Here is a 24,467-nt window from a genome sequence, read left to right on the forward strand (position 1 = left end):
TTATGAATCAGAAAAATAATAGACAAATAAATGATATGAAGCATCCTGAAAATCTTTTTGAAGAAAAAATGGTTAAAGACATTTTTTTTACGCAGCTTTCGGACAAAATTATAATTTTGAAAGTGGAACAAGGTGGGAAATTTCGCTATGTCTATGCAAATGAAAAAGGATTAGAACATGCTAATCTTCATAAGAATGATATGGGGAAGTTATTAACAGAGGCTTTACCGAAAGAGCATGCTAAACATTTAATCCATTATTATAAAGAGGTAATAGAAACAAACGATACCGTAGTTTTTTTGGATGAAATAGAAATCGAAAATGGGGAAAAAAGAATTTTTGAATCTCGCCTTACTGGGATTACCGATAAAAATAATACGATTAATTATATTGTTTCGGTTACAAGAGATATTTCGTATACTGCATTTGAAAAAAAACAATTAATGGAGAGTACAGAAATATACCAATCTCTTATTATACATAATTTAGATGCAATATTTTCTGTAAATGAAAAGGGACGAATATTAAATGTAAATCCTGCAAGTCAAGAAATGTTTGGGTATTCGGAAAATGAAATGCTTGATCGTTCGATTTACGATTTTGTCGATAGAAAAAGTGTATCAGATATTTTTCGGGTGATGACTAATACATTATTAGGTGAACCCCAAACAAGTGATTGTATCTTTATCGGCAATGAAGAAAGGAAGATAAATGTTCAACTAAAAACAGTACCGATAATAGTGAACGAAAAAATTATTGGTATATATATTATTATTCGTGATTTAACAGAGCAATGGGAGAATCATGAAAAAATGAATTTTATGGCGATGCACGATCATTTAACTGGATTATGGAATCGTCGTGCGCTTATGGAACATTTGCAAATGGAAATTGCTAATTCAAAGCAGAAAAAGCGTGAATTTGCTTTATTATATATGGATATAGATCGTTTTAAATATTTCAATGATACACTTGGCCACCAAGCTGGAGATGTTTTGTTAAAACAAACAGCAGAAAGATTAGGTACTTTAAAACTAGCTAATTATCGTGTTTACCGTTTAGGCGGAGATGAGTTTGTTATTTTGTTACCGGGTCATGAAAAAAGAGAAGTCAATCGATTTTCACAAAATATATTAGCTTTATTTAATATCCCTTTTGATATTAATGGACAGGACTATTATGTCACACCATCTATAGGAATAAGTATGTTTCCCGCAGACGGTCAAGATTCGGAAACATTAATAAAAAATGCTGATGGTGCACTTCTTCAGGTGAAAGAAAAGGGCAAAGGTCATTTTCGATTTTATCGTTCTGATATGAAAGATGCCTTTCCAAACTATATTCTAATGGAGGCTCATTTACGTAAAGCGATTGAGATGAATGAATTTGTAATGCATTATCAGCCCCAAGTCAATTTAAAAACAGGAAAAATAAAAACATTTGAAGCATTATTACGTTGGCAAAACAGGAAATTTGGAAATGTTCCGCCATCACAGTTTATTCCATTGGCTGAAGAAACAGGATTAATTATTCCGATTGGAGAGTGGGTAATTCATAGTGTTTGTTCCCAATTAGCGGATTGGCGTAACAAAGGTTATAAGGATATACGTGTTGCAATTAATATATCTCCAAAGCAATTTCTGCAAACGAACTTACCGGAAATCATTCAAAAAGCATTATTCATGAATCAATTACCTGCATCTGCATTGGAAATTGAAATTACTGAAGGTGCGATGGAAGATACAATCGCTGCACTTTCAATGTTGCATCGTTTAAAGAAGATAGGAATTATCATTTCTGTTGATGATTTCGGTACGGGGTATTCTTCGTTAAATTATTTAAAAAGATTTCCTATCGATATTTTGAAAATTGATCAGTCTTTTGTTCGTGAAATTCAAGTAAATGAAAAAGATGCAGCAATTACAAAAACAATCATACATCTTGCCCATAATTTAGGGATGGAAGTGATTGCAGAGGGTGTAGAAGAAGAAGATCAAGTTCAATTTCTTGTATCCGCTCAATGTCAGAAGGCTCAAGGGTACTATTTTAGCCGCCCGGTCAGCGCGAAAGAAATTGAGCAAAAAGTTTTATATATATAGTGATTTCAATCGTCTATTGCTGTTTAGGAAATATGGATAAATTTGTTGTTAAAGTTGTTAACGAAAATCATACTATTTTATAATATAATTAATTTAGAGACTTAAAGAATATGAAGTTTCCATTTGATGTTTCTAAAAAGGGAGGTTTCAATTATGACACCACATGAGCATTTGGATATACTATATTTTCCTTCTGAAAAAGGGGTATTAAAAATATTTTCATATGGTTTTTCCCCTTCCGGTGCTTGGGGACAGGTTTATACAGAATATAATGATATTACGGTGACGGTTAAAGGGTATAATCGAAAAAAATCAATTATCCGCTCGTTAACGAAATTAAATGAGTCTCTATTAAATAAGATGGAAGATAAATAGAATGGCCCTTTTATAAACAGTACCTGTAGAGTAGACAGTGAAAAAATCTACTCTACAGGTACTGTTTTTCGGTCCTTTTATTTTTGCATTGTTTTTATGAAAATAATTTGCAATATTTCAAATCACTTCATGTTACAATATGAGTGAGTATTCATTCATGAAGGAGGAGACGTAATTGAAAGATAAAGTTGTTATTATTACTGGTGGTTCTAGTGGAATGGGAATGCATATGGCGTATCGATTTGCTAAAGAAGGAGCAAGTGTTGTTGTTACTGGAAGAAATGAAGAACGCCTCGAAAATGTGAAAAAGGAGTTACTTCAATTTCATTCTAATATTTTGACTGTACAGATGGATGTAAGAAATCCGGAAGATGTTGAACGAATGGTGCAGGAAGTAAATGATAAGTTTGGCAGAATTGATTTTCTGGTAAATAATGCAGCAGGAAACTTTATTACTCACGCGGAAAAGTTATCGGTAAATGGCTGGAATTCTGTCATAAATATTGTTTTAAATGGAACTTTTTATTGTTCAAGAGCAGTAGGAAACTATTGGATTGAGAATAAGATTAAAGGAAGCATAATCAATATGGTAGCAACATATGCTTGGGATGCTGGTCCTGGTGTCGTACATTCCGCTGCAGCTAAAGCTGGAGTATTGTCTTTGACCCGCACACTTGCGGTTGAATGGGGAAGAAAATATGGAATACGGGTGAATGCCATTGCACCTGGACCAATTGAAAGAACCGGTGGAGCGGATAAACTTTGGGAATCAGAGGAGGCTGCAAAAAGAACACTACATAGTGTACCACTAGGACGATTAGGAACACCTGAAGAAATTGCGGGCTTGGCTTATTATCTTTTTTCTGAACAGGCAGCATATATAAATGGTGAATGTATCACAATGGATGGAGGTCAATGGTTAAATCAATATCCTTTTTAACACAAACTGTTATAGTGAAGCACTTTTCGTGATAACCTCTATACGAGAGTGTTATTATAATATGAAAAGGTCTAAGCTAAGGAGATGTGTTATAGATGAAAATAGAAATATGGTCTGATTTTGTTTGCCCATTTTGTTATATAGGTAAAAGAAGACTCGAAATGGCATTAGAACAGTTTCCGGAAAGGGATCAAGTGGAAATCGCTTATCGAAGCTATGAATTAGATCCAAATGCGAGTAAGAATAATAAATTGAATATACATGAGGCATTGGCAAAGAAATATGGTATGAGCATAGAGCAAGCGAAAGAAGCAAATGAAAATATAGGGGAACAAGCGGCAGAAATAGGATTAACTTATAAATTTGATTCGATGATCCCGACAAATACATTCGATGCCCATCGATTGGCGAAGTTTGCTGCAGAAAAATCGTTTGGTGCGGCAATGACTGAACGATTACTAAAAGCATATTTTACAGACTCAAAAAAAATAAGTGATTTAAATACTTTAGCAGATTTGGCAGAGGAAATCGGCTTAAATCGTGAAGAAACAATTGAAATGCTAAATGGGTCAAAATACTCAGATGCTGTGCGAGATGATGAGGATGAGGCTAAACAAATAGGAATTACAGGCGTCCCATTTTTTGTATTAAATCAAAAATACGCTATTTCCGGTGCACAACCTGTTGAAGCATTTGTAAATGCATTAAACATGGTATGGGAAGAGGAACAAGGGAAAACACCTTTGAAAATGATCAATCCTAATAAAGCAAAAAGTGAATACTGTACGGATGAAGGTTGTTTTGTTTCAGAAGACTAAAGGATAAAAGGTGGGGGAACTTTTGAAAACACTTCAAAAAGGGAAATCTATATTAAGTTTTTCTTCTAGGCATCAACCTGCATATACAGTTGATTTAGGTGAAACTTTTTCTGTTGAAACATTTGATTGCTATGGAGGGGCCATTACAAGCGCTGAGCAGTTGCGACCAAATATGCAAATTGATTATATTAATCCGGCAACAGGTCCAATTTTTATAAATAATCTAAAATCGGGAGAAACACTTGTTGTTGACATCGAAGATATTCAGTTAGATAAAAAGGGTGTAATGGTCTTATATCCTGGAATGGGGCCCCTTGGGGAATTGGTGAAAGAGACAGATACGAGAATTTTCGACGTTAATAATGGGAAAATTTCATTTAATGATGCAATTGAACTTCCTATTAAGCCGATGATTGGTGTGATTGGTACGGCTCCGCTTGAAGGGGATGTTTTGTGTGAGTCACCCGGTGATCACGGTGGTAATATGGATACTAAATATATTACTACTGGAAACAAAGTATATCTTCCGGTCTTTCATGATGGGGGGATGTTAGCTTTAGGAGATTTACATGCAACGATGGGCGATGGAGAACTGAATGGTTCTGGTGTAGAAATTGGTGGGAAAGTTACAATGACTTTGTCAAAAATTCATGAAGCAATTCCTATGCCAATCGTAGAAACAGAAGAATCATTTATGTATATTTCTTCTGCCGAAAACTTGGAACAAGCATCAAGCAAAGGAATGGAAGCAGTCGTCCATTTATTTGAAAAAAAGCTTGCATTATCATTTAATGATGCCTATAGGCTACTCAGCGCGGTTTGTGATCTTCAAATAAGTCAAATTGTCAATCCGTTAGTTACGGTTAGAATAGTTATACCAAAAACAGTATTATCGAATATTTTCTAAATCTAGTGAGATCCATCCGTTTAGGATGGTTTTTTTAGTGCTATTGAACTAGATAAAATACTTTTTATGAGGGAATATAATGTAATATAATCTTTGTCAGTTCTTGTTTGAATTTTACGAAACATTTTGGGTATATCGACAATTTTCTATTGCTACAATTAGTTTGCAGGTAACATGTGTGGAAACAGTTTTTATGCTTCACAATAGAAGGAGGAATAATAATGCGAGTTTTTACTGCAGTAAGTATTTTTATTTTAATCATTATTTGTGGTGGACAAGCAATTAATGTGTATGCAAGTACAGATGATTCTTCGATTAAACCAATCGTAAAAAGAGCTTTCGATGCTCAAGTACAATTAAGTGAAAAGGAACGGTCACTAAACGAAATTAATGAATTAATGGAACCATATTTTACGAAAAAGTTTATTCCTTTATTTCTTAAAGAAAACCTTGTTAAAACTGACCATGGTTACCAAACTTTCGGAACTGATTTTCCATTATACTATATTCCTTTCTTTTCTTATGATGAATATACTAAAGTGGTAAAGGACGGAAATTGTTATTATGTTGTTGAATCTATTAATCATCATCAAGAAGGGCCTGTGAAATATGAAAAAGATTACAAAGGTGTACGATTAATTCATGAAGATGGAAAGTGGAAGGTTGATGAGGTTTTAGATAAAATACCTCCTAAAATTGTAAAACAAATAGAAAGCAAACAAAAGGGTACAACAGGAACGAATGGTTCTATAGTCCATTCATTTTCTACATTAAATGAAAATATGCTCCTAAACCATCCTTTAAAGGAATTCCATCATCGCTTTTTTAGTTATCACTCCTTTTTACGAATCATTTGAAAGAAAGCAGGAATGTCTGCTTTCTTTATTCTTTTTTCTCCGCAATTAATCCCATTGTAGTTATTAGAATTCAACTTTCGGGAATGATAAAATAGAGAAATAAATAGGATTAAAATTCAAGATTTCCGTTTATGAATAATGGCAATATTAAATCATGTTTGTTTAAGTACATTGAGAGTGGTAATCATTTCTCGTTTAGGTTATGATAAATCGGTGACTTAAATTGTGAAACAAGCGTAATTAGGAAAGGAGTTAATTATGTCCCAACTATTAGGTATAATCCAAAGACTAAAGGCAATGCAGGATGCAAAAGATACCGGTGAAATTCAACAACGGAGATTTGAAGTGAACGGAAAAACCTTATGTCAAGTGAAATTCTTCCCTGCTACAGATACTTTTGAACTTGAAGAATATGATGAAGATAAGAAAGTGAATAAATACCAATTCGATGATATTGATATTACTGCCATAGAAATTTTCGATCTTGTTCAAGAAGAAAAGAATCCATCTTAGAGCCTTCAATTAGGGCTCTTTTTTTATAGAGAAGGGGAGGATAATATGATTTATTTATTAGTAGGGATTCAATTGTTATTAATGTTGCTAATTGTAGCTGAGTTGATTAGTACGAAAAAAGAATTGCAAGAGATTAAAACGATACTTCAAAAAAAGAAATAATTTATTATATGCTTTATCGATACTTAATTCTTTGTCTTATGATAAAATGATGTAGGGAAACCTTAAAACATAACAAGGGAGTTTTATTATGATTTCCTTACGGAGTAACGAATTTCTTGAACCAAAAATCAATGATTTTATGATTGCTTCAGAAAAAGTAGCCCATGTTCAGGTGGGCAATAGTCTGGAACATGCATTATTAGTACTTACAAAAAGCGGCTATTCAGCGATCCCAGTATTAGATCCAAAATACAAATTACATGGGCTTATTAGTTCATCCTTAATTACTGAATCTATTTTAGGGCTTGAAAGAATTGAATTTGAAAAACTTAGTGAAAAAAAAGTTGAAGATGTCATGACAACTAAAATTCCACGGCTAAAAATTGATGATCACTTTGAAAAAGCTTTAGGTCTTCTTATCGATCATCCATTTTTATGTGTAGAAGATGAGGAAGGATTTTTTGCCGGAATTTTCACAAGAAGATCATTACTAAAAGAATTAAAGAAGCATGTACAAAAATTAAATCATTTATAATTTTCAAAAGTATGATTTGGTAAAAAAATAAGCTCCTATTACTTGGAGCTTATTTTTTATTTGATATAATATAAGTAAAACTTATTGGGGTATGTGTATGTCAACGAATGAATTTTCCCTGCTATCCATTCTTGCGGAAGAAATGAATATGCGAAAAGCTGCAGAACGTCTTTTCGTTTCTCAGCCTGCATTATCACAAAGATTGCAAAATATTGAAAAGCAATGGGGAACTAAATTATTTCTGCGAACCCAAAAAGGATTGATCTTAACTCCTTCGGGTGAGTTAGTGATTCGGTTTGCAAATAATGTTTTAGATCAAGAGGAGAAGGTTAAAGAACAAATCCAAACTTTAGAGTCTAAAGTTCATGGTACATTAAAAATCGCCTGCGCTTCAATTGTTGGACAAAACTGGCTCCCTAAAGTTTTGAAAACATTTGTGAATCGATATCCACATGCGAAAATTTCATTAATGACCGGATGGAGTAGTGAAATATTAAAATCACTTTATGATGATGAAGTCCATATTGGTATTCTTCGCGGCTCGACAGATTGGAAAGGACATAAATTGCATTTATTTGAAGACACTCTATATTTGGTAGATAAAGAAATTCAACATGTGGAAGATGTGTTGAAAACAGATCGGCCTTTCATCCAATTTAAAAGTGACTCCAATTATTATCAAGAAATTCAAGATTGGTGGCATCGTCAATTTCAGACGACCCCTAAACGAACGATTGTCGTTGATCAAATTGAAACATGTAAGCAAATGACTTTCAATGGAATCGGATATGCGATATTACCAGCGATTACTTTAAATGAATCTGCAAAAGATATGTATAAGATTCCATTGAAAGGTGACCATGATCAAAGATTAAAACGTGATACATGGTTACTTGGCTATGAATCTGCCTTTGAATTGAAACAAGTACAAGCTTTTGTTGAAGTGGTAAATGATTTTATAGCAAACCAACCACATATATTTTAATCTTTTATCTTGTATATCAACATTTAGTTTGATAAAGTAATTTTCATACATAATAGAAGGGGGATTAATCCTAATGGATGCTAATGAAATTATTTCTTTTATATCTAATAGCAAGAAAACAACACCAGTAAAGGTTTATGTAAAAGGAATGTTAACTGGTGTAAATTTTGGCGATCATGCCAAAACATTTATTAATGGAAACAGCGGAGTTGTGTTTGGTGAATGGTCTGAAATATCCGCAGTGTTGGAAGCAAACCGGGATAAAATTGAAGATTATGTAGTTGAAAATGATCGACGCAATTCTGCAATCCCATTGCTGGACATGAAAAATATAAATGCTCGTATTGAACCGGGTGCATTTATTCGCGACCAAGTTGAAATTGGTAATAATGTAGTTATTATGATGGGGGCAGTAATTAATATTGGTGCTGTTATTGGTGATGGCACAATGATTGATATGAATGCCGTATTAGGTGGACGTGCAACAGTTGGAAATAACTGCCATATCGGAGCAGGAGCTGTGTTAGCAGGAGTGATTGAACCGCCATCTGCGAAACCTGTTATTATTGAAGATGATGTGCTTATCGGCGCAAATGCAGTCATCCTAGAAGGTGTAACCGTTGGAAAAGGATCTGTAGTTGCTGCAGGAGCAATAGTAGTGAGCGATGTTCCTCCGAACACGCTTGTTGCCGGAGTTCCAGCTAAAAAATTAAAAGAAATCGATGAAAAAACAAAATCAAAAATTGAAATTAAACAAGAACTTCGTAATCTTTAAGAAACAATTTCTAGAGCCTGGCAAACGTGCCGGGCTTTTTATAAAAGGGGAAATAGAAAATGGAACAAAGCCAATTTGTGCATATTCGCCGTGAACTGCATAAAATCCCTGAACTTGGGTTTAAAGAGTTTAAAACACAAGAATATCTTCTAAATTATCTTCAACAACTACCCGGAAATCGGTATGAAATCCGCAAATGGAGAACTGGTCTGCTAGTTAAAATATTCGGAACCAATCCATCTAAAACAATTGGTTATCGAACAGATATAGATGGACTGCCAATTGAAGAACAAACAAATTTACCATTTAAATCAGAGCACGAAGGTAGGATGCATGCATGTGGTCATGACTTTCATATGAGTATTGCCTTAGGTGTTTTAACTTATTTTGTTAATCATCCGATTAAAGACGATTTACTTTTTATTTTTCAACCTGCTGAAGAGGGTCCTGGTGGAGCGGAACCACTATTACAAAGTAAAGAATTTAAAGAATGGAAGCCGGATCTTATCTTTGCCTTACATATTGCACCAGAGTATCCCGTTGGCACAATTGCCGTTAAAGAAGGGCTGTTATTTGCTAATACATCCGAACTGTTTATTGATCTAAAAGGAAAAGGTGGGCATGCTGCCTATCCTCACCAAACGAACGATATGGTTGTAGCAGCTTCTTATTTAGTTACCCAGCTCCAATCCATTGTTTCAAGAAATGTTGATCCGCTTGATAGTGCTGTTATTACAGTAGGTAAAATTACAGGTGGGACAGTTCAAAACATCATTGCCGAAAATTCAAGGCTGGAAGGGACCATTCGAACCCTTTCAGTTGAAGCGATGAAAAAGGTCAAGAAAAGGATTGAAGCACTTGTTAAAGGAGTAGAAAATGGGTTCGAATGTGAAGCCAAAATTGATTATGGCAGCATGTATCATCAAGTTTACAATCACGAACGACCAACAAAGCATTTCATAGAGTTTTTGAAGCAAAAAAATGATGTGAATCTATTTATTTGTAAGGAGGCAATGACCGGGGAAGACTTTGGATACATGCTTAAGGAAATTCCGGGATTTATGTTTTGGCTAGGCGTCGATTCACCGTACGGATTGCACCATGCCAAATTAAACCCAAAAGAGGGTGCTATTGATTTCTCTATTAACACAATCGTTGAATATATTCAATCATTATAAATTAGTAAATAAAAAAGATAGGTAAAAAGTTTTCACCTATCTTTTTTATACTTAATTAGAATTTTCTTTTACTTTTATTTGCGAATCAATGGTTTCTTTAATCACTTTTCTCAACTTTCGCTCAACACCTGATTGTTTCCCATTCTTTGTTCTAGCTATAACTCGTAGCTCTACATCCGAACTTTCGAATGATTGAACGCCTAAAACATTGGGCCCTTCTACAATATTATCATCTTCAATTGCTATTTGATCACACGCTTGTTGAATCACATTTATCGCATGGTCGATTGAAGCAGGGTCTCCAATTGAGAAATCAACCAGTGCTTGCATATTTCCGCGTGAATGATTACTTAATGTGGTAATTTGGCGATTTGGAAGAAAATGCACTGTTCCATCTGTAGATCGAATTTTTGTTGTTCGTAAACCCACTTGTTCTACAACTCCGCAAAAACTTCCGATCGTTACATAGTCGTCAACATCTACTTGTTTTTCTAGTAAAAGAAAAAATCCCGTAACAACGTCACTGACAAGTCCTTGAGCCCCAAAACCTACAGCTAAGCCGACAATCCCTGCCCCGGCAAGTATTCCTGTCGTTCTAATCCCTAACGTTTGAAGTAATGTTACAAAAAGTATAAAAACTAAAACATATGAAAACGTATTGTCTACCAAATTTTGCAGGGTCTTTGTTCTTCCGTTAGAAATCGACATTTTGCTTTGATACTTTTCAAAAGAAGAGTGAATTATTTTCTTTCCAATCACTTTAACGATTTTATAAACAATGTAGATAATTACTAATTTTAATAAAAACATCCCGACATCAAGCAGAAAACCTGCCCAATCAAAATCTACTAATTTCTTTGTAAGCCAATCCATTTAATACATCCTTTCAATACTTATCTCTGTTGTTCAAGAGGCGCTTATATATATTCCCTCTATTTTAAAATGATAACCCTTATTAAAGCAAAATCAAATTGAAATCCTTTTACATTTTATTTACAAATTATCATTTGATTTATTTTATATCTTTGAATATAGGGAAATAAAAAAAATTTGTAAAAATTAGAACAAAATGATGGATAAATATTTCGATAACCGTTATATTTAATATTACGTTTATATTAATTTTTTCAAGTGGGGGGAATGAAATGGATACGTTTAAAAAGCTAAAAAACTTTTATATGCCATATAAACGCTTGTTTATAACGTCCATGTTTTTTTTAATTATTGTTACGGCAATAACAATCATTTATCCAATTATTTTACAATTAACAATCGATGAAGTCATATATGATAAGAAATATGAAATGATACCATACTTATCAATTGGGTTTGTTATACTTATGCTCGTTAAAGGGGTTGCGACCTTTATTCAACAATACACTGGCGACCTATTCGGAATAACCTCTGTTTATCGTCTCCGTAATGAACTTTATAAAAAACTTCAATTTCAACCATTTCGGTATTACGATAATGCGAAAACCGGTGACTTAATGTCGCGCCTAACAGCAGATGTAGAAGGATTTCGCTTTTTCTTATCATTTGGATTCTCTGAGGCATTACGCTTTATTTTGATTTTAGGGATTAGCTTCAGTGTCATGTTTTACTATTCTGTATCACTAACGTTGATGACAATGATTATGCTGCCATTTCTAACAATATCAGTTTATAAGTTTGATAAGGTTGTCCATCCTGCTTTTAGAGGAATTAGAAAATCATTTGGAAAGCTTAATACGAATGTGCAAGAAAATATTAGCGGGATCAATACGGTTAAATCATTATCGCGAGAAGATTTTCAAACATCAAAGTTTAATTTCTCTAATGATGATTATCGAGACCAGCAAATAAGCACAGCGAATATTTGGGCGAAGTATTTTCCTTTGATGGAGTTAATAGGTAACTTAGGAATTATTATTTTATTAGCCTATGGTGGATTTCTTGTTATAAACGGTAGTTTAAAGCCAGGTGAACTTGTTGCCTTTTATAGTCTATTAGGCTATATCCTCATGCCAATTATCAATCTTGGTTTCACCATTAATTTATTTTCACAGTCAAAAGCATCCGGGGAGCGATTATTAGAAATTTTAGAAGCTGATAATGAAATCGTTGACATACAGGATGCATTTGAAGCTGAACGCTTTAAAGGTGAAGTTGAATTTCAAGATGTAACTCTTCAATATTTTGGAGATGAAAATGCCGCGATAAAAAATATCAATTTTAAAGCAGAACCGGGAAAAGTTATCGGGTTAATTGGTGCAACTGGCTCTGGAAAAACGAGCATTACCCAATTAATGACGCGATTTTATGAACCAGTCTCAGGAACTGTATTAATTGATGGAAAACCGGTTAATGAATATTCAATTCAATCATTGCGTTCAAATATAGGGATTGTTTTACAGGAATCTTTCTTATTTTCATCAACAATCAAAGCGAATATTGCTTATGGCCGTCCACATGCAACGATGGAAGAGATTGTTGAAGCAGCAAAGAGAGCACAAGCACATGACTTTATTATGGAATTACCCGATGGATACAATACAATGCTTGGGGAAAGAGGACTTGGCTTATCCGGTGGTCAAAAACAAAGAATCGCGATTGCGCGTGCTATATGTCTAAATCCTAGTATCTTGATTTTAGACGATGCAACAAGTGCAGTTGATATGGATACTGAATTTAAAATTCAAGAAGGATTACGACAAGTGATGAAGGATAGAACAACATTTATTATCGCTCATCGTATATCATCGCTAAAACATGCTGATGAAATCCTCGTGCTAGAAAACGGAAAAATCGTCGAAAGAGGAATACACGACGATCTATTGGCAAATGGCGGACCATATGAGCGGATATACAAAATTCAATATAAAGATCAGCAGGCCATACTGCAATCCCAGACAGGTTGAGGTGACATTCATTGGCTAAGGAAAAGAATGACAAACAAGTTGAAAGGTTTAATTATTCGACTGAACAGATTATTGATAAACCTTTTAACTGGAAACAAATGCTTCGACTTTTGAATTACTTAAAACCATATTCTAAAAATTTGCTGCCAAAATCATTTGCGGCAATGCTTTTGAATACAGCAATCCGATTGATTATTCCTACTTTAATCGGGGTATTTGCGATTGAGAAAGGAATAAGACAGAAGGATGGAGATTTTTTAACGATTATCGTTGTCTTAATTGCTGCGTTATATTTGATATCGTATGGAGCTAATATTTTCAGAATACGGTGGATGAATGAGCTTGGACAAAAGGTAATATATGATATTCGGAAAAACTTATTTATACATGTACAGCAATTATCCCATCGTTTTTTTGATCAGCGATCAGCAGGTTCAATTCTTGTTCGAATCATGAATGATACAAATTCACTTCAAGATTTGTTTACAAATGGTGTCGTTAACTTATTAATGGATATGATTATGTTAGTTGGGGTCATTGTCATTCTATTTACATTAAGCCCTCAATTAACGTTAGCGGTTCTTATTATATTGCCAATTATGTTTTTCATTTCTACAAAGCTTAGACAAAACATTCGTCGCTCATGGCAGTTTATGAGAATCAAACAATCGAAATTAAATTCACATTTGAACGAAAGTATTCAAGGTATACGTGTTACACAGGCTTTTACACAGGAAAAAGAAAATATGAAATTCTTTGATGGTGTAAATACGGAAAACTATGAAGCTTGGAGAATTGCTACGAAGAAGAATGCTTTCTTTCGACCGTTGATTGAACTAACAAATGCCGTTGGTTCAGCAGTCCTCATCTGGTATGGCTCCCATCTAATACGTACGGATGCGATGAATCTTGGCGAATTTGTTTCATACGCCTTTTATTTAGGAATGTTCTGGGAGCCTATTTCTCGAATCGGTCAGGTTTATAATCAATTGTTAATGGCAATGGCATCTTCGGAAAGAATATTTGAATATTTAGATGAAAAACCAATTGTACACGAAAGTGAAAAGGCAATCCAATTGCAGGCAATGAAAGGGCATGTACGGTTTGAAAATGTAGAATTCTCATATGATGATAATCGTTTAGCCCTTAAAGGGATTGATCTTGAAATGAAAGCAGGTCAAACGATTGCACTAGTGGGTCATACAGGTTCCGGAAAAACAACTATTGCGAATTTGATCAGTCGTTTTTACGATCCAACTGGCGGTGTAGTAAAGATTGATGGTTATGATTTAAAAGATATCTCTTTAAAGAGTTTAAGAAACCAAATCAGTGTTGTTTTGCAAGATACATTTATTTTTTCCGGAACAATAATGGAAAATATTAAATTCGGCCGTCCGGATGCATCGGATATAGAAGCAATTACTGCTGCTAAAGCGATTGGTGCACATAAGTTTATTGAAATGCTACCAAACGGTTATGAAACGCAAGTTGAAGAAAGAGGAAATATATTGTCAGTTGGTGAACGACAACTATTATCCTTTGCGCGAGCATTGCTTGCAGATCCACGAATTATTATTTTAGATGAGGCAACAGCAAGTATTGATACTGAAACAGAAGTACAAATACAAACTGCGTTACGAACATTGCTAAAGGGAAGAACGTCTGTAATCATTGCCCATCGGCTATCAACTATTCGTGAGGCTGATAAAATCTTTGTTCTTGATCATGGGAAGATCATTGAAGAAGGAAATCATGATCAACTAATGAAATATCAAGGTGAATACTACCGATTAGTCAAAGCACAATTTAAAATGTTAGAAGCTATGTAGCAAGGAGAGAGGATGACACCCAGTCATCCTTTTTCATATGCTTCAAATATAATCTACGCCTTAAGTCGTATAGAAAAATAAAGCTAGGGATCGTTATCGATTTTTCAATTTTTTCTTATGATTAGATATATCGAATTGATAAAAAGGAGAGATAACATGTCAACATTATTTGATCGGATTAAACATTCGGTAATGGCAGATCTGCATGATGCAATGGAAACAAAAGAAAAGAAAAATCCTATCGGCTTGCTTAACCAATATTTACGGGACAGTGAGAAAGAGGCTAAAAAAATAGAGAAGTTAATTGAAAGACAATATTTACTTAAGGAAGAATTTGCTCGTGAATTAAAACAAACAGAATTTATGGCCGACAAACGCTGCAAGCAAGCAGAAATTGCATTAGAAGCGAATGAACTAGAATTACATCAAATAGCCATTGATGAAGAAGCAGTTTATAAGACGCAAGCACTTAGCCTTAGAGAGGCTTTTAACGAAGCATCGAATCAATTGGAAGTGTTAGAGAAGAAACACCGTGAAATGAAAATGAAGTTAAAGGATATGCAAATTAAACGATTAGAATTAATGGGCAGGGAAAATGTTATAAAGGTAACGAAGAAAATGAATCATATATTGGATGACTCGGTAATGGGAAAATCAAATAGAAGATTTGAGGAAACTGAAAAGTATATAGATCATCTTGAAGCTAAATTAAATTCAGGCTTTAACATGAGTATGTTTGATTCTCGTATTTCTGAACTTGAAAAAGGGCTGAAAAACAAAGAAACATCTATTAAATAAATGGTAATCCATGATAATATTAAAAGCGAACAGTAGAATAAAATGTTTTTAGCGATAAGGGGATGTCTGAAAAGTGATTGCAAACACTTTTGGACACCCCCTCGTCGCATGTTTAACAAAAGTATGTGAAAACTTTAATTCGTCATAAATGACAGAAGGAGGCAACATGAGAACAAGATCAGATCAAAACATGCCCACATGGATAATCTTAGTTGCCGTTGTCGGAATTTTATTTGAAATTTCATTTAATTCAGAGTCCCTTATAATGCTTGGAATAAGCGCACTCCTCATTTATTTTGGATGGAAAAAAAACAATAGGTCCTCCGGTATTATTTTTATCATTATTGGTATTTCAATAGGTATCATAACGATCCTTACTACAGTTGTCTTCAAAATTCTTATGTTTTCAATTCTTATTTATCTTTTATTCCGCTATCGGAAGAAAAAGAAGGAACCAAAAATTATTAAAGTGGAAACAGTGGATCCTTCTACACACGCTAAGATCAATCGAAAACAACCATATATTAAAAATAAACTTTTTGGAAGCCAACGGATCGAAAACAATATATATGAATGGGACGATATTAATATCCAATGTGGGCTAGGGAAAACAGTTATTGATTTAAGTATGACAATGCTTCCATTAGGGGAATCAACTGTAATGATTAGAGGGATTGCCGGAAATATTCAGCTGTTAATCCCATATGATGTAGCGATAACAGTTAACCACTCTTCATTTACTGGAAATGTAAAAATTTATGATATGGAAGAGAATGTATTTAATCAAAACATTATCTATTACTCGGAGAATTATGAAGAATCTTCAAGGAAAATAAAAATCATTACCTCATTGCCGATTGGTGATTTTGAGGTGAAACACGTATGAATATGCAGAAAACATTTTTAATATATTTTAGTTCCTTTTCTCTTGTAATAGCGATTTTTGTTTCCGCAATTTATATTCAAGCTGTTAAAATCGATTGGTATAATGCACTGTTCTTTAAGCAAATATTTCTTATCCCAGTTTTTGTATTTATTATTATTACAAGTATAATTATCGGAATCGTTTGTGGATTAGTCATTGGATATTTGATGAAAAAGAAACTGGAAGAAGTAGAAAGTCATTTAATTGACCTTGAGAAGGGTGAATTTGATTTAGCGAAAGTTCCTGCAGAAAAATTACCTGAAGTATCCATATTATATGAGCGATTTCAGCGTATCCAAAATCGGTTTGATGAGCAAGTAAAGGCCTCACAAAAGCTTGCCAATGAACGTGCAGATTGGAATGAAAGCATGAAACAAGAAGTATTATCACAAGAGCGAAATCGTTTAGCAAGGGAGCTCCACGATTCGGTAAGCCAGCAGCTTTTTGCTGCAACGATGCTTTTATCGGCGATTAATCAAAATCCTAATCCAGATGCTAACATTACTGTAAAACAAATGAAGTTAGTGGAAGAAATTATTAATGAATCACAATCTGAAATGAGAGCCCTTCTGCTTCATTTACGACCTATACAATTAGAAGGAAAAAGTTTGAAAAAGGGTGCAGAAGAGCTATTGCATGAATTAACAGCAAAACTCCCACTAAAAGTTACTTGGAAAATTGAAAATGTAAAGCTTGATAAAGGGGTAGAAGATCATTTATTCCGTATTATGCAAGAATCGATTTCAAATACACTCCGTCATGCGAAGGCTAGTACGATGGAATTATTATTAATTAAGCTTGAACAATTTGTCTTATTAAAAATAATTGATGACGGGATTGGATTTGAAATGGGGAAGGAAAAAGCCGGTTCCTATGGCTTGCAAAACATTCGTGAACGCGCTGCTGAAATAGGTGGAACGATAAAAATGATTAGTCTCCCGACAAAAGGAACAAGCATTGAAGTGAGGGTTCCTATTATAAAAGAAAAGGATGAAGTGGTATGATAAAAGTTTTGTTAGTAGATGACCATGAAATGGTTCGAATCGGTGTTTCTGCTTTTCTCTCAATTCAACAAGATATCGAAATTGTCGGTGAAGCGGCAAATGGCAAAGAGGGAGTGAAGCTTGCCCTATCATTGCGACCGGATATTATTCTCATGGATCTAGTAATGAGTGAGATGGACGGAATAGAAGCAACGAGGGAGATCATTAAAGAATGGCCGGAAGCAAAAATTATTATCGTAACGAGTTTTATAGATGATGAAAAAGTATATCCCGCTTTAGAAGCTGGTGCGACAAGTTATATGTTAAAAACTTCTAAAGCAAATGATATTGCCGAGGCTGTGAGATCTACATTTGAAGGACAATCTGTTCTTGAACCACAAGTTACCGGTAAAATGATGATGCGAATGAAGCAAGGGAATAAACGACCTTTACATGATGATTTGACGAATAGAGAGATAGAAATCTTATTACTTATGGCCGAAGGGATGACTAATCAAGAGATTGCTGATGAATTGTTTATCGCATTAAAAACGGTTAAAACACATGTTAGTAATATTTTAAGTAAGCTAGAAGTGCAAGACCGTACGCAAGCTGTTATATATGCATTTCAACACCAATTAATAAAAAAAGAATAGGAGTGTGATGAGGACTATTTAAGCCCTTATCCTCTCTTTTTTTGTTCTTTACGAAGGAAAGAAGTAAATGTTCTGTTCTATTAATGTTATATATGCTAAAATCAAAGATATTAGTGATCTTTAGGTGGAGGAATAAAAATGAAAAAAGAATTTGTCGTCATTGGTTTAGGGCGTTTTGGCGGAAGTATATGTAAAGAATTAGCGGATCAAGGTATGGAAGTAATGGCAATAGATCAAGACGAGGATCGGGTAAACGAATTTGCTTCAATCGCCACACATGCGGTTATTGCCGATACAACCGATGAAACAGTATTAAAAAACCTCGGAATTAGAAATTTTGATCATGTGATTGTGGCGATTGGTGCCGATATCCAGGCAAGTATACTGACAACATTAATGCTTAAGGAAATCGGAGTGAAAAATGTAACCGTTAAAGCACAAAATGATTATCATGCGAAAGTTCTGGATAAAATCGGAGCAGATCATGTTGTCCATCCTGAACGGGATATGGGAAGAAGAATCGCCCATCATATCGTTTCTAATAATGTGTTGGATTATATTGAACTATCAAATGAATACAGTATAGCAGAGATCGTGGCTAATGAATGGTTAGTTGGAAATACAATTGTTGATTTAAATATTCGTGCAAAATATGGCTTGAATATTGTTGCTATTAAACGCGGTGGAACGATGATCATTTCACCTCAAGCATATGACACGATTGAACCAAATGATGTTCTAATTATTATTGGAGCAGATACAGACATCCATCGATTTGAGAAAAAACTATCCCAATAAAAAAGGAACATTCCAATTGGAATGTTCCTTTTTTATTATTGTCCAGTTCCGACGTCTAGCCTTTCGCTTTTCTTATTTAAACTTCCATTATTATAGGCATTATCATCGGTCTGCGTTTTGTTTTTTCATAAAGGAATGGAGCGAGTGTATCTGTAATTTCATTTTTAATCTCAGTCCACTGTGATGTTTTTCTTTCCATTACTTTGTTTAGATGTTTAGAAATCAGATTTTGTGCCTCGTTAATTAAATCTCCTGATTCCCGCATATAAACAAATCCTCTTGAAATAATATCCGGACCTGAAGCAATTTTAAAGTCATTCATATTAATTGAAACAACGACTATAACTAAACCTTCTTCCGATAAAATACGTCGATCACGCAAGACGATATTACCGATATCTCCAATTCCATTTCCATCAATATACACGGATCCTGATGGGATTTTTCCGGCAACTTGCGCTGAATCGCTGCTTAATGCAAGAACCTCGCCGTTATCCATAATGAAACAGTTTTCTTCAGGGACACCGCAATCAATTGCTAACTGAGCATGTGTCTTCTGCATTCTGTATTCACCATGTATAGGCATGAAAAATTTAGGTTTAATTAATCGTAACATTAATTTTTGTTCTTGTTGTCCACCGTGACCAGACGTATGAATATCATTAAGTGGTCCATGAATAACGTCCGCGCCGGCACGGAAAAGTAGATTAATTGTACGATTTACACTGATCGTATTACCAGGAATAGGTGAAGAAGAAAAGACTACCGTATCCCCAGGTTGAATTTGGATTTGTCTATGTGTTCCATTAGCAATTCTAGAAAGTGCAGCCATTGGTTCACCTTGGCTACCAGTACATAAAATAGTTACTTTATTAGCTGGTAATCGATTGATTTGCTGTGCATCAATAAATGTATCTTTTGGGCACTGGATATAACCAAGATCATGTCCAATATTTATTGCTGCTTCCATACTTCGTCCGAACACAGCTATTTTTCTGCCGTTCATTACAGCCGCTTCCGCTACTTGTTGAAGGCGATGGATATTCGATGCAAATGTTGCAAAAATAATCCTTCCATCAACTTTTCTAAATACGTCCTGAATGCTTTCACCGACGCGTCGTTCAGACATTGTAAAATGAGGGACTTCACTATTTGTACTATCTGATAGTAGACAAAGTACACCTTCTTTACCTATCTCCGCCATTTTCGTTAAGTTGGCTGGTTCACCAACCGGTGTGAAGTCAAATTTAAAATCACCTGTGTGAACGATATTCCCTTGTGGTGTTTTGACAACAATTCCGTAAGAGTCAGGAATACTATGAGTAGTTCGGAAAAACGTGACTGATGTTTTTCTGAATTTGATTACGTCTTCTTCCTGAATCTCATGAAATTTAGTTTGTCTTAATAAACCATGTTCTTCTAACTTGTTTTTAATTAGCCCTAAGGCAAGTTTTCCACCATAAATCGGAATATTTACTTGTCTTAATAAGTAGGGAATTCCGCCAATGTGGTCTTCATGTCCATGGGTAATAAACAAGCCTTTAATCTTTTCTTCGTTTTTTACTAAATAAGTGTAATCCGGTATTACGTAGTCAATTCCTAATAATTCATCTTCCGGAAACTTAATCCCGGCATCAATTAAAATAATTTCATCTTGAAACTGTACAGCATAAGTATTTTTTCCGATTTCCCCTAAACCGCCAAGGGCAAATACGGCTGCTTGATCATTTTTTACAAATTTCATATAGGTTATCTAGTCTCCGATAGCTCGAAATTTTTATGGTTTTTTTCGTATTCAAGGTAAGAACCTTCTAAGAGTTGTACGAATTCGATATTAATTTGACGGTTTTTTAAAGATAAACGTACTTCTCTTTCTGAGTCCGCTTCAATATACATTGTTTTCGTATTTTCACGAACTGCTATTTCATCTTTACTTTCTTGATAATAAACTTTATAAATCATTTTTTTCTCTCCTAACTCCGTTATCAAATGTAACTTTTCTATATTCTATTTTAATGTAATTTTTCGTAAAGTAAAGGCGGCCAAGATTAAACTTAATAATATTCTACTCAATAATACAATTTTTCTTCAAGGGTATAATTGGAATTATGCCATCAAATTTCATAAACAAAGTTAAGTATGCTACAATTATTTGATTATAAATTAATTTAACCTCAGGAAGTTTACAACATGTAAGGAGTAGAGAAATGAAGAAAATTGTGTTTTTTGATATTGATGGAACTTTATTGGATCATGAGAAGAAGTTGCCGGAATCAACAAAGAAAGCCATTACCCAATTAAAAAATAACGGAGTGTATGTAGCAATTGCTACCGGACGTGCACCGTTTATGTTTAAAGATTTAAGAGAAGAGTTAGAGATAGATTCCTATGTATGTTTTAATGGGCAATACGTTGTATTCGAAAATGAAGTTATTTATACAAACCCTCTTAATCAAAAAGAATTAGAAAAGTTAATTGATGACTCCAACAATCATAAACATCCTATAGTATTCTTAAACGAGGAAACAATGACAACGAATACTCAAAATCATCCATTCGTTAATACAAGTATAGAAAGTTTAAAGGTTGCATCACCCGCATTTGATCCGAATTTTTATAAAGATAAAGAAATTTATCAAGCTCTATTATTTTGCGAGGAAAAAGAAGAAAGTTTGTATTTGAATAACTACCAACCATTTAATTTCATTAGATGGCATGAATTTTCGATGGATGTAATCCCCAGCGGAGGATCGAAAGCCGAAGGAATAAAGATATTGATAGAAAAAATCGGATTTGAAATTGATGATGTATATGCTTTTGGAGACGGGTTGAATGATATAGAAATGCTAGAAACAGTTGGAACCGGAATAGCGATGGGAAATGCTAGCGAAACGGTAAAACAATACGCGGATTATATTACTTCAGATGTATCAGAAGCGGGAATCTATCAAGGATTAAAACATTTCAATTTTATATCGTAAAAAAGTAAAAGCCGAGAATTTTTTCTTGGCTTTTCTATTTAATAGAATTATTTTGTTTGAAATAAGAGAAAAAGGCATATTAACGCTTATTTTTGAATAAATTATAAAAAATAACTTTTGGACAAGCCAACAATTATATATTCGTTACATATTGTTAAATTTCGCAATAATCGATATAGTTTAAATGTTACAGTGTAAGGAGGAGCATTTGTGACTAAACTTCGCATTATTTTTATTTGTGTAACAGTTATTGCAATACTAGCGGGATGTCAAGAAAGTCCAGAAGAAAAAATTTATCGAATACTAGAAAAAACGGTATCCAAAGAAAAGGAATTTAATAAGCAGCAAAAACCGCTGAAGGAATTAGAATCGCAAGAAAAGAAGATTTTTGATAAAATTATCAATCTTGGAATGAATGATATGGATAAAATTGAGAAATTATCCGATTCTGCTTTAGAAAATTTAGCAAAACGACAAGAACGAATGGATGTTGAACAAGAATCAATTCTTTCATCTAAAAAAGAATTTTCTAAAATGAAACCTCAAATAAATAAAATTGAAGCTAAAAAAGTAAAAACTGAAGCAATTAAACTTTATCATTTAATGCAGGAACGCTATAAAGCACATGATCAACTTTATACGGCATATAATCAAGGAATTGATACAAATAGTAAGCTATATAAAATGTTAAAAACAGAAAATTTATCAATGGATGATTTAGAAAAACAAATAGCGCTGACAAATCAAGCTTATTCTGAAGTATTAAAAATGAATAAACTTTTTAATGACCGGACTAAAGAGTTTAATGAAAGTAAAATGGAGTTTTATCAAGATGCACATATTAAAATTGACTAGCTAACAAATTGGCTAGTTTTTTTGTTGTTAACTGAAACATATTGTCATATAACAGCGGATAAAAAAACAATGAGCAGCAATTTGCTAACGCTTACATAAGGATCAATTTGTACTAATACAGATCTGTTGATGAATTAGTACAGAAGAAAATAAACACACAAAATTGATGCGCAAAACTATAGCGAGAAAATAATGAATGTACAAGAATTAATTATTTGACGAGGTGATTATATTGATGTAATCTATTAAATGTATTCAATAAATATTGTATTAATTTCTTTTTGTATTTAATTAATACAGGTCATTTTAGATAACTATTACATTCTATTTATGAAATGTTATCTAGTAGCTAGAAAAAATGGTTATGGTAAAAACACTGGTATCGCGAATTTTTTATTGGTTCTGCGGTATGTTTTTGGGTAACCTATATTTGTATGTAATAAATCATTTATTTTTTTATTATGAGAAAGGATTGGTGACTTTTTATGGCTTCTACAAAGAAGGCACAATTCGATGCAAAGAAAACGCTCGAAAAAATAGAAGAGCAATTCGAAATGTTCCAGATTTTAAATGAACAAGGCGAAGTCGTTAATGAATCTGCTGTTCCAGATCTTTCAGATGAGGAACTTCAAGAATTAATGCGCCGTATGGTTTATTCACGTATTTTGGATCAACGTTCAATTTCATTAAATCGACAAGGACGTTTAGGGTTCGTCGCTCCTACAGCAGGACAAGAGGCATCACAAATTGCTTCGCACTTCGCGTTGGAACAAGAGGATTATATCCTTCCTGGCTATCGTGATGTACCACAAATTATTTGGCATGGCCTACCATTACACCAAGCATTTTTATGGTCCCGTGGACATGTTGAAGGTATGAAAATCCCAGAAGGACTTAACATTCTTCCACCACAAATTATTATTGGTGCACAATATGTACAAACTGCAGGTGTAGCACTTGGATTAAAGAAACGCGGTAAAAAAGCTGTAGCTATTACATATACAGGAGATGGTGGTTCATCTCAAGGTGATTTCTACGAAGGGATAAACTTTGCTGGTGCATACAAAGCTCCTGCTGTATTTGTTGTTCAAAATAACCAATTTGCTATATCTACTCCACGTGAAAAGCAAACTGCAGCAAAAACAATTGCACAAAAAGCTGTAGCAGCAGGAATTCCGGGGCAACTTGTTGACGGAATGGATCCATTAGCTGTTTATGTCGCTGTTCGTGAAGCACGTGAACGCGCTATTAACGGTGAAGGTCCATCATTAATTGAAACACTTTGTTACCGTTATGGACCACATACAATGTCAGGTGACGATCCAACAAAATATCGTACTTCTGATTTAGATAATGAATGGGAAAGAAAAGATCCATTAGTCCGCTTCCGTAAATATTTAGAAAATAAAGGACTTTGGAGTGAAGAGAAAGAAACTGAAGTCATTGAACAAGCAAAAGAAGATATTAAAGTTGCTATTAAAAAGGCAGACGATACGCCAAAACAAAAAGTAACTGACTTAATTTCTGTTATGTTTGAGGAACTACCTCATAACTTAAAAGAACAAAATGAAATTTATCAAGCAAAGGAGTCGAAGTAA

The 24,467-nt window shown here is 34.0% G+C and carries 24 protein-coding genes; 21 read left to right on the plus strand and 3 right to left on the minus strand.

What is annotated here, in order from left to right:
• Nucleotides 1-2 precede the first annotated feature (2 nt).
• The 11 genes from MKY81_RS12210 (at nucleotide 3) to MKY81_RS12260 (ending at nucleotide 10,144) form a co-directional block, all read left to right on the plus strand.
• Nucleotides 3-2,099: a sensor domain-containing protein gene (locus MKY81_RS12210; protein ID WP_181294277.1), complete on the plus strand. Its 2,097-nt coding sequence runs from the start codon at nucleotides 3-5 to the stop codon at nucleotides 2,097-2,099.
• A gap of 153 nt (nucleotides 2,100-2,252) precedes the next feature.
• Nucleotides 2,253-2,474 carry a hypothetical protein gene (locus MKY81_RS12215; protein ID WP_066227815.1) on the plus strand — a complete coding sequence of 74 codons (222 nt, stop codon included), beginning with the start codon at nucleotides 2,253-2,255 and terminating at the stop codon, nucleotides 2,472-2,474.
• 175 nt (nucleotides 2,475-2,649) lie between these two features.
• A complete protein-coding gene (gene fadH, locus MKY81_RS12220; RefSeq protein WP_066227812.1) occupies nucleotides 2,650-3,414 on the plus strand; it encodes a 2,4-dienoyl-CoA reductase in 765 nt (254 codons plus the stop codon).
• A 95-nt stretch (nucleotides 3,415-3,509) separates the two neighbouring features.
• Nucleotides 3,510-4,232: a DsbA family oxidoreductase gene (locus MKY81_RS12225; protein ID WP_066227809.1), complete on the plus strand. Its 723-nt coding sequence runs from the start codon at nucleotides 3,510-3,512 to the stop codon at nucleotides 4,230-4,232.
• 22 nt (nucleotides 4,233-4,254) lie between these two features.
• On the plus strand, nucleotides 4,255-5,139 hold the full coding sequence (locus MKY81_RS12230) for an acetamidase/formamidase family protein (RefSeq protein WP_066227806.1): 885 nt from the start codon (nucleotides 4,255-4,257) through the stop codon (nucleotides 5,137-5,139).
• 221 nt (nucleotides 5,140-5,360) lie between these two features.
• Nucleotides 5,361-5,996: a DUF3993 domain-containing protein gene (locus MKY81_RS12235; protein ID WP_108072984.1), complete on the plus strand. Its 636-nt coding sequence runs from the start codon at nucleotides 5,361-5,363 to the stop codon at nucleotides 5,994-5,996.
• A gap of 258 nt (nucleotides 5,997-6,254) precedes the next feature.
• Complete coding sequence (locus MKY81_RS12240; protein WP_058002465.1) at nucleotides 6,255-6,509, plus strand: YkuJ family protein; 255 nt, start codon at nucleotides 6,255-6,257, stop codon at nucleotides 6,507-6,509.
• Nucleotides 6,510-6,759: 250 nt separating this feature from the next.
• Entirely contained in the window at nucleotides 6,760-7,206 is a 447-nt protein-coding gene (gene cbpB, locus MKY81_RS12245; protein WP_066227801.1) for a cyclic-di-AMP-binding protein CbpB, read from the plus strand.
• Nucleotides 7,207-7,303: 97 nt separating this feature from the next.
• The gene (locus MKY81_RS12250; protein ID WP_341117906.1) at nucleotides 7,304-8,191 is read left to right on the plus strand and encodes a LysR family transcriptional regulator; all 888 of its coding nucleotides are present in this window, start codon (nucleotides 7,304-7,306) and stop codon (nucleotides 8,189-8,191) included.
• Between the two features lie 73 nt (nucleotides 8,192-8,264).
• Nucleotides 8,265-8,966, plus strand: a complete 702-nt coding sequence (dapD, locus tag MKY81_RS12255; protein ID WP_341117908.1) for a 2,3,4,5-tetrahydropyridine-2,6-dicarboxylate N-acetyltransferase — start codon at nucleotides 8,265-8,267, stop codon at nucleotides 8,964-8,966.
• Nucleotides 8,967-9,025: 59 nt separating this feature from the next.
• Entirely contained in the window at nucleotides 9,026-10,144 is a 1,119-nt protein-coding gene (locus MKY81_RS12260; RefSeq protein ID WP_108072988.1) for an N-acetyldiaminopimelate deacetylase, read from the plus strand.
• Nucleotides 10,145-10,195: 51 nt separating this feature from the next.
• On the opposite strand, the gene MKY81_RS12265 is transcribed toward MKY81_RS12260, so the two are convergent.
• Nucleotides 10,196-11,017, minus strand: a complete 822-nt coding sequence (locus tag MKY81_RS12265) for a mechanosensitive ion channel family protein (protein WP_108072990.1) — start codon at nucleotides 11,015-11,017, stop codon at nucleotides 10,196-10,198.
• Nucleotides 11,018-11,289: 272 nt separating this feature from the next.
• Here MKY81_RS12265 and MKY81_RS12270 point away from each other — a divergent pair, with 272 nt between their 5' ends.
• From MKY81_RS12270 to MKY81_RS12300, 7 genes are all read left to right on the plus strand, one after another.
• Nucleotides 11,290-13,044 carry an ABC transporter ATP-binding protein gene (locus MKY81_RS12270; protein WP_108072992.1) on the plus strand — a complete coding sequence of 585 codons (1,755 nt, stop codon included), beginning with the start codon at nucleotides 11,290-11,292 and terminating at the stop codon, nucleotides 13,042-13,044.
• A gap of 11 nt (nucleotides 13,045-13,055) precedes the next feature.
• A complete protein-coding gene (locus MKY81_RS12275) occupies nucleotides 13,056-14,873 on the plus strand; it encodes an ABC transporter ATP-binding protein (protein ID WP_244913523.1) in 1,818 nt (605 codons plus the stop codon).
• A gap of 156 nt (nucleotides 14,874-15,029) precedes the next feature.
• A complete protein-coding gene (locus MKY81_RS12280) occupies nucleotides 15,030-15,671 on the plus strand; it encodes a PspA/IM30 family protein (RefSeq protein ID WP_108072994.1) in 642 nt (213 codons plus the stop codon).
• Nucleotides 15,672-15,837: 166 nt separating this feature from the next.
• Entirely contained in the window at nucleotides 15,838-16,557 is a 720-nt protein-coding gene (liaF, locus tag MKY81_RS12285) for a cell wall-active antibiotics response protein LiaF (protein WP_066227779.1), read from the plus strand.
• Complete coding sequence (locus MKY81_RS12290; RefSeq protein ID WP_066227777.1) at nucleotides 16,554-17,600, plus strand: sensor histidine kinase; 1,047 nt, start codon at nucleotides 16,554-16,556, stop codon at nucleotides 17,598-17,600. Before liaF ends, MKY81_RS12290 begins: the two co-directional genes overlap by 4 nt.
• Entirely contained in the window at nucleotides 17,597-18,235 is a 639-nt protein-coding gene (locus MKY81_RS12295) for a response regulator transcription factor (protein WP_341117914.1), read from the plus strand. The genes MKY81_RS12290 and MKY81_RS12295 overlap by 4 nt, the downstream gene beginning before the upstream one ends.
• Nucleotides 18,236-18,373: 138 nt before the next feature.
• Complete coding sequence (locus MKY81_RS12300; protein ID WP_066227773.1) at nucleotides 18,374-19,033, plus strand: potassium channel family protein; 660 nt, start codon at nucleotides 18,374-18,376, stop codon at nucleotides 19,031-19,033.
• Between the two features lie 76 nt (nucleotides 19,034-19,109).
• Here MKY81_RS12300 and rnjA read toward each other — a convergent pair whose 3' ends face one another.
• Both rnjA and MKY81_RS12310 read right to left on the minus strand, forming a co-directional pair.
• A complete protein-coding gene (gene rnjA, locus MKY81_RS12305; RefSeq protein ID WP_066227771.1) occupies nucleotides 19,110-20,777 on the minus strand; it encodes a ribonuclease J1 in 1,668 nt (555 codons plus the stop codon).
• A 5-nt stretch (nucleotides 20,778-20,782) separates the two neighbouring features.
• On the minus strand, nucleotides 20,783-20,995 hold the full coding sequence (locus MKY81_RS12310) for a DNA-dependent RNA polymerase subunit epsilon (protein WP_108072996.1): 213 nt from the start codon (nucleotides 20,993-20,995) through the stop codon (nucleotides 20,783-20,785).
• Between the two features lie 245 nt (nucleotides 20,996-21,240).
• Here MKY81_RS12310 and MKY81_RS12315 point away from each other — a divergent pair, with 245 nt between their 5' ends.
• The 3 genes from MKY81_RS12315 to pdhA all read left to right on the plus strand — a co-directional run bounded on the left by MKY81_RS12315 (nucleotide 21,241) and on the right by pdhA (nucleotide 24,467).
• Complete coding sequence (locus tag MKY81_RS12315) at nucleotides 21,241-22,014, plus strand: Cof-type HAD-IIB family hydrolase (RefSeq protein ID WP_066232172.1); 774 nt, start codon at nucleotides 21,241-21,243, stop codon at nucleotides 22,012-22,014.
• A gap of 210 nt (nucleotides 22,015-22,224) precedes the next feature.
• Entirely contained in the window at nucleotides 22,225-22,869 is a 645-nt protein-coding gene (locus tag MKY81_RS12320; RefSeq protein WP_108072998.1) for a YkyA family protein, read from the plus strand.
• A 485-nt stretch (nucleotides 22,870-23,354) separates the two neighbouring features.
• The gene (gene pdhA / locus MKY81_RS12325; protein ID WP_108073000.1) at nucleotides 23,355-24,467 is read left to right on the plus strand and encodes a pyruvate dehydrogenase (acetyl-transferring) E1 component subunit alpha; all 1,113 of its coding nucleotides are present in this window, start codon (nucleotides 23,355-23,357) and stop codon (nucleotides 24,465-24,467) included.

Origin of the sequence: Heyndrickxia sp. FSL W8-0423, assembly GCF_038009395.1 — a bacterium.
GTDB lineage: Bacteria > Bacillota > Bacilli > Bacillales > Bacillaceae_C > Heyndrickxia > Heyndrickxia sporothermodurans.

Excerpts from the sequence above, each read along its gene's own strand:
- MKY81_RS12210 (WP_181294277.1), top strand. The coding sequence starts at position 3 with ATGAATCAGAAAAATAATAGACAAATAAATGATATGAAGCATCCTGAA.
- MKY81_RS12215 (WP_066227815.1), top strand. The coding sequence starts at position 2,253 with ATGACACCACATGAGCATTTGGATATACTATATTTTCCTTCTGAAAAA.
- MKY81_RS12225 (WP_066227809.1), top strand. The coding sequence starts at position 3,510 with ATGAAAATAGAAATATGGTCTGATTTTGTTTGCCCATTTTGTTATATA.
- MKY81_RS12235 (WP_108072984.1), top strand. The coding sequence starts at position 5,361 with ATGCGAGTTTTTACTGCAGTAAGTATTTTTATTTTAATCATTATTTGT.
- MKY81_RS12240 (WP_058002465.1), top strand. The coding sequence starts at position 6,255 with ATGTCCCAACTATTAGGTATAATCCAAAGACTAAAGGCAATGCAGGAT.
- cbpB (WP_066227801.1), top strand. The coding sequence starts at position 6,760 with ATGATTTCCTTACGGAGTAACGAATTTCTTGAACCAAAAATCAATGAT.
- MKY81_RS12250 (WP_341117906.1), top strand. The coding sequence starts at position 7,304 with ATGTCAACGAATGAATTTTCCCTGCTATCCATTCTTGCGGAAGAAATG.
- dapD (WP_341117908.1), top strand. The coding sequence starts at position 8,265 with ATGGATGCTAATGAAATTATTTCTTTTATATCTAATAGCAAGAAAACA.
- MKY81_RS12260 (WP_108072988.1), top strand. The coding sequence starts at position 9,026 with ATGGAACAAAGCCAATTTGTGCATATTCGCCGTGAACTGCATAAAATC.
- MKY81_RS12265 (WP_108072990.1), bottom strand. The coding sequence starts at position 11,017 with ATGGATTGGCTTACAAAGAAATTAGTAGATTTTGATTGGGCAGGTTTT.
- MKY81_RS12270 (WP_108072992.1), top strand. The coding sequence starts at position 11,290 with ATGGATACGTTTAAAAAGCTAAAAAACTTTTATATGCCATATAAACGC.
- MKY81_RS12280 (WP_108072994.1), top strand. The coding sequence starts at position 15,030 with ATGTCAACATTATTTGATCGGATTAAACATTCGGTAATGGCAGATCTG.
- liaF (WP_066227779.1), top strand. The coding sequence starts at position 15,838 with ATGAGAACAAGATCAGATCAAAACATGCCCACATGGATAATCTTAGTT.
- MKY81_RS12290 (WP_066227777.1), top strand. The coding sequence starts at position 16,554 with ATGAATATGCAGAAAACATTTTTAATATATTTTAGTTCCTTTTCTCTT.
- MKY81_RS12295 (WP_341117914.1), top strand. The coding sequence starts at position 17,597 with ATGATAAAAGTTTTGTTAGTAGATGACCATGAAATGGTTCGAATCGGT.
- MKY81_RS12300 (WP_066227773.1), top strand. The coding sequence starts at position 18,374 with ATGAAAAAAGAATTTGTCGTCATTGGTTTAGGGCGTTTTGGCGGAAGT.
- rnjA (WP_066227771.1), bottom strand. The coding sequence starts at position 20,777 with ATGAAATTTGTAAAAAATGATCAAGCAGCCGTATTTGCCCTTGGCGGT.
- MKY81_RS12310 (WP_108072996.1), bottom strand. The coding sequence starts at position 20,995 with ATGATTTATAAAGTTTATTATCAAGAAAGTAAAGATGAAATAGCAGTT.
- MKY81_RS12315 (WP_066232172.1), top strand. The coding sequence starts at position 21,241 with ATGAAGAAAATTGTGTTTTTTGATATTGATGGAACTTTATTGGATCAT.
- pdhA (WP_108073000.1), top strand. The coding sequence starts at position 23,355 with ATGGCTTCTACAAAGAAGGCACAATTCGATGCAAAGAAAACGCTCGAA.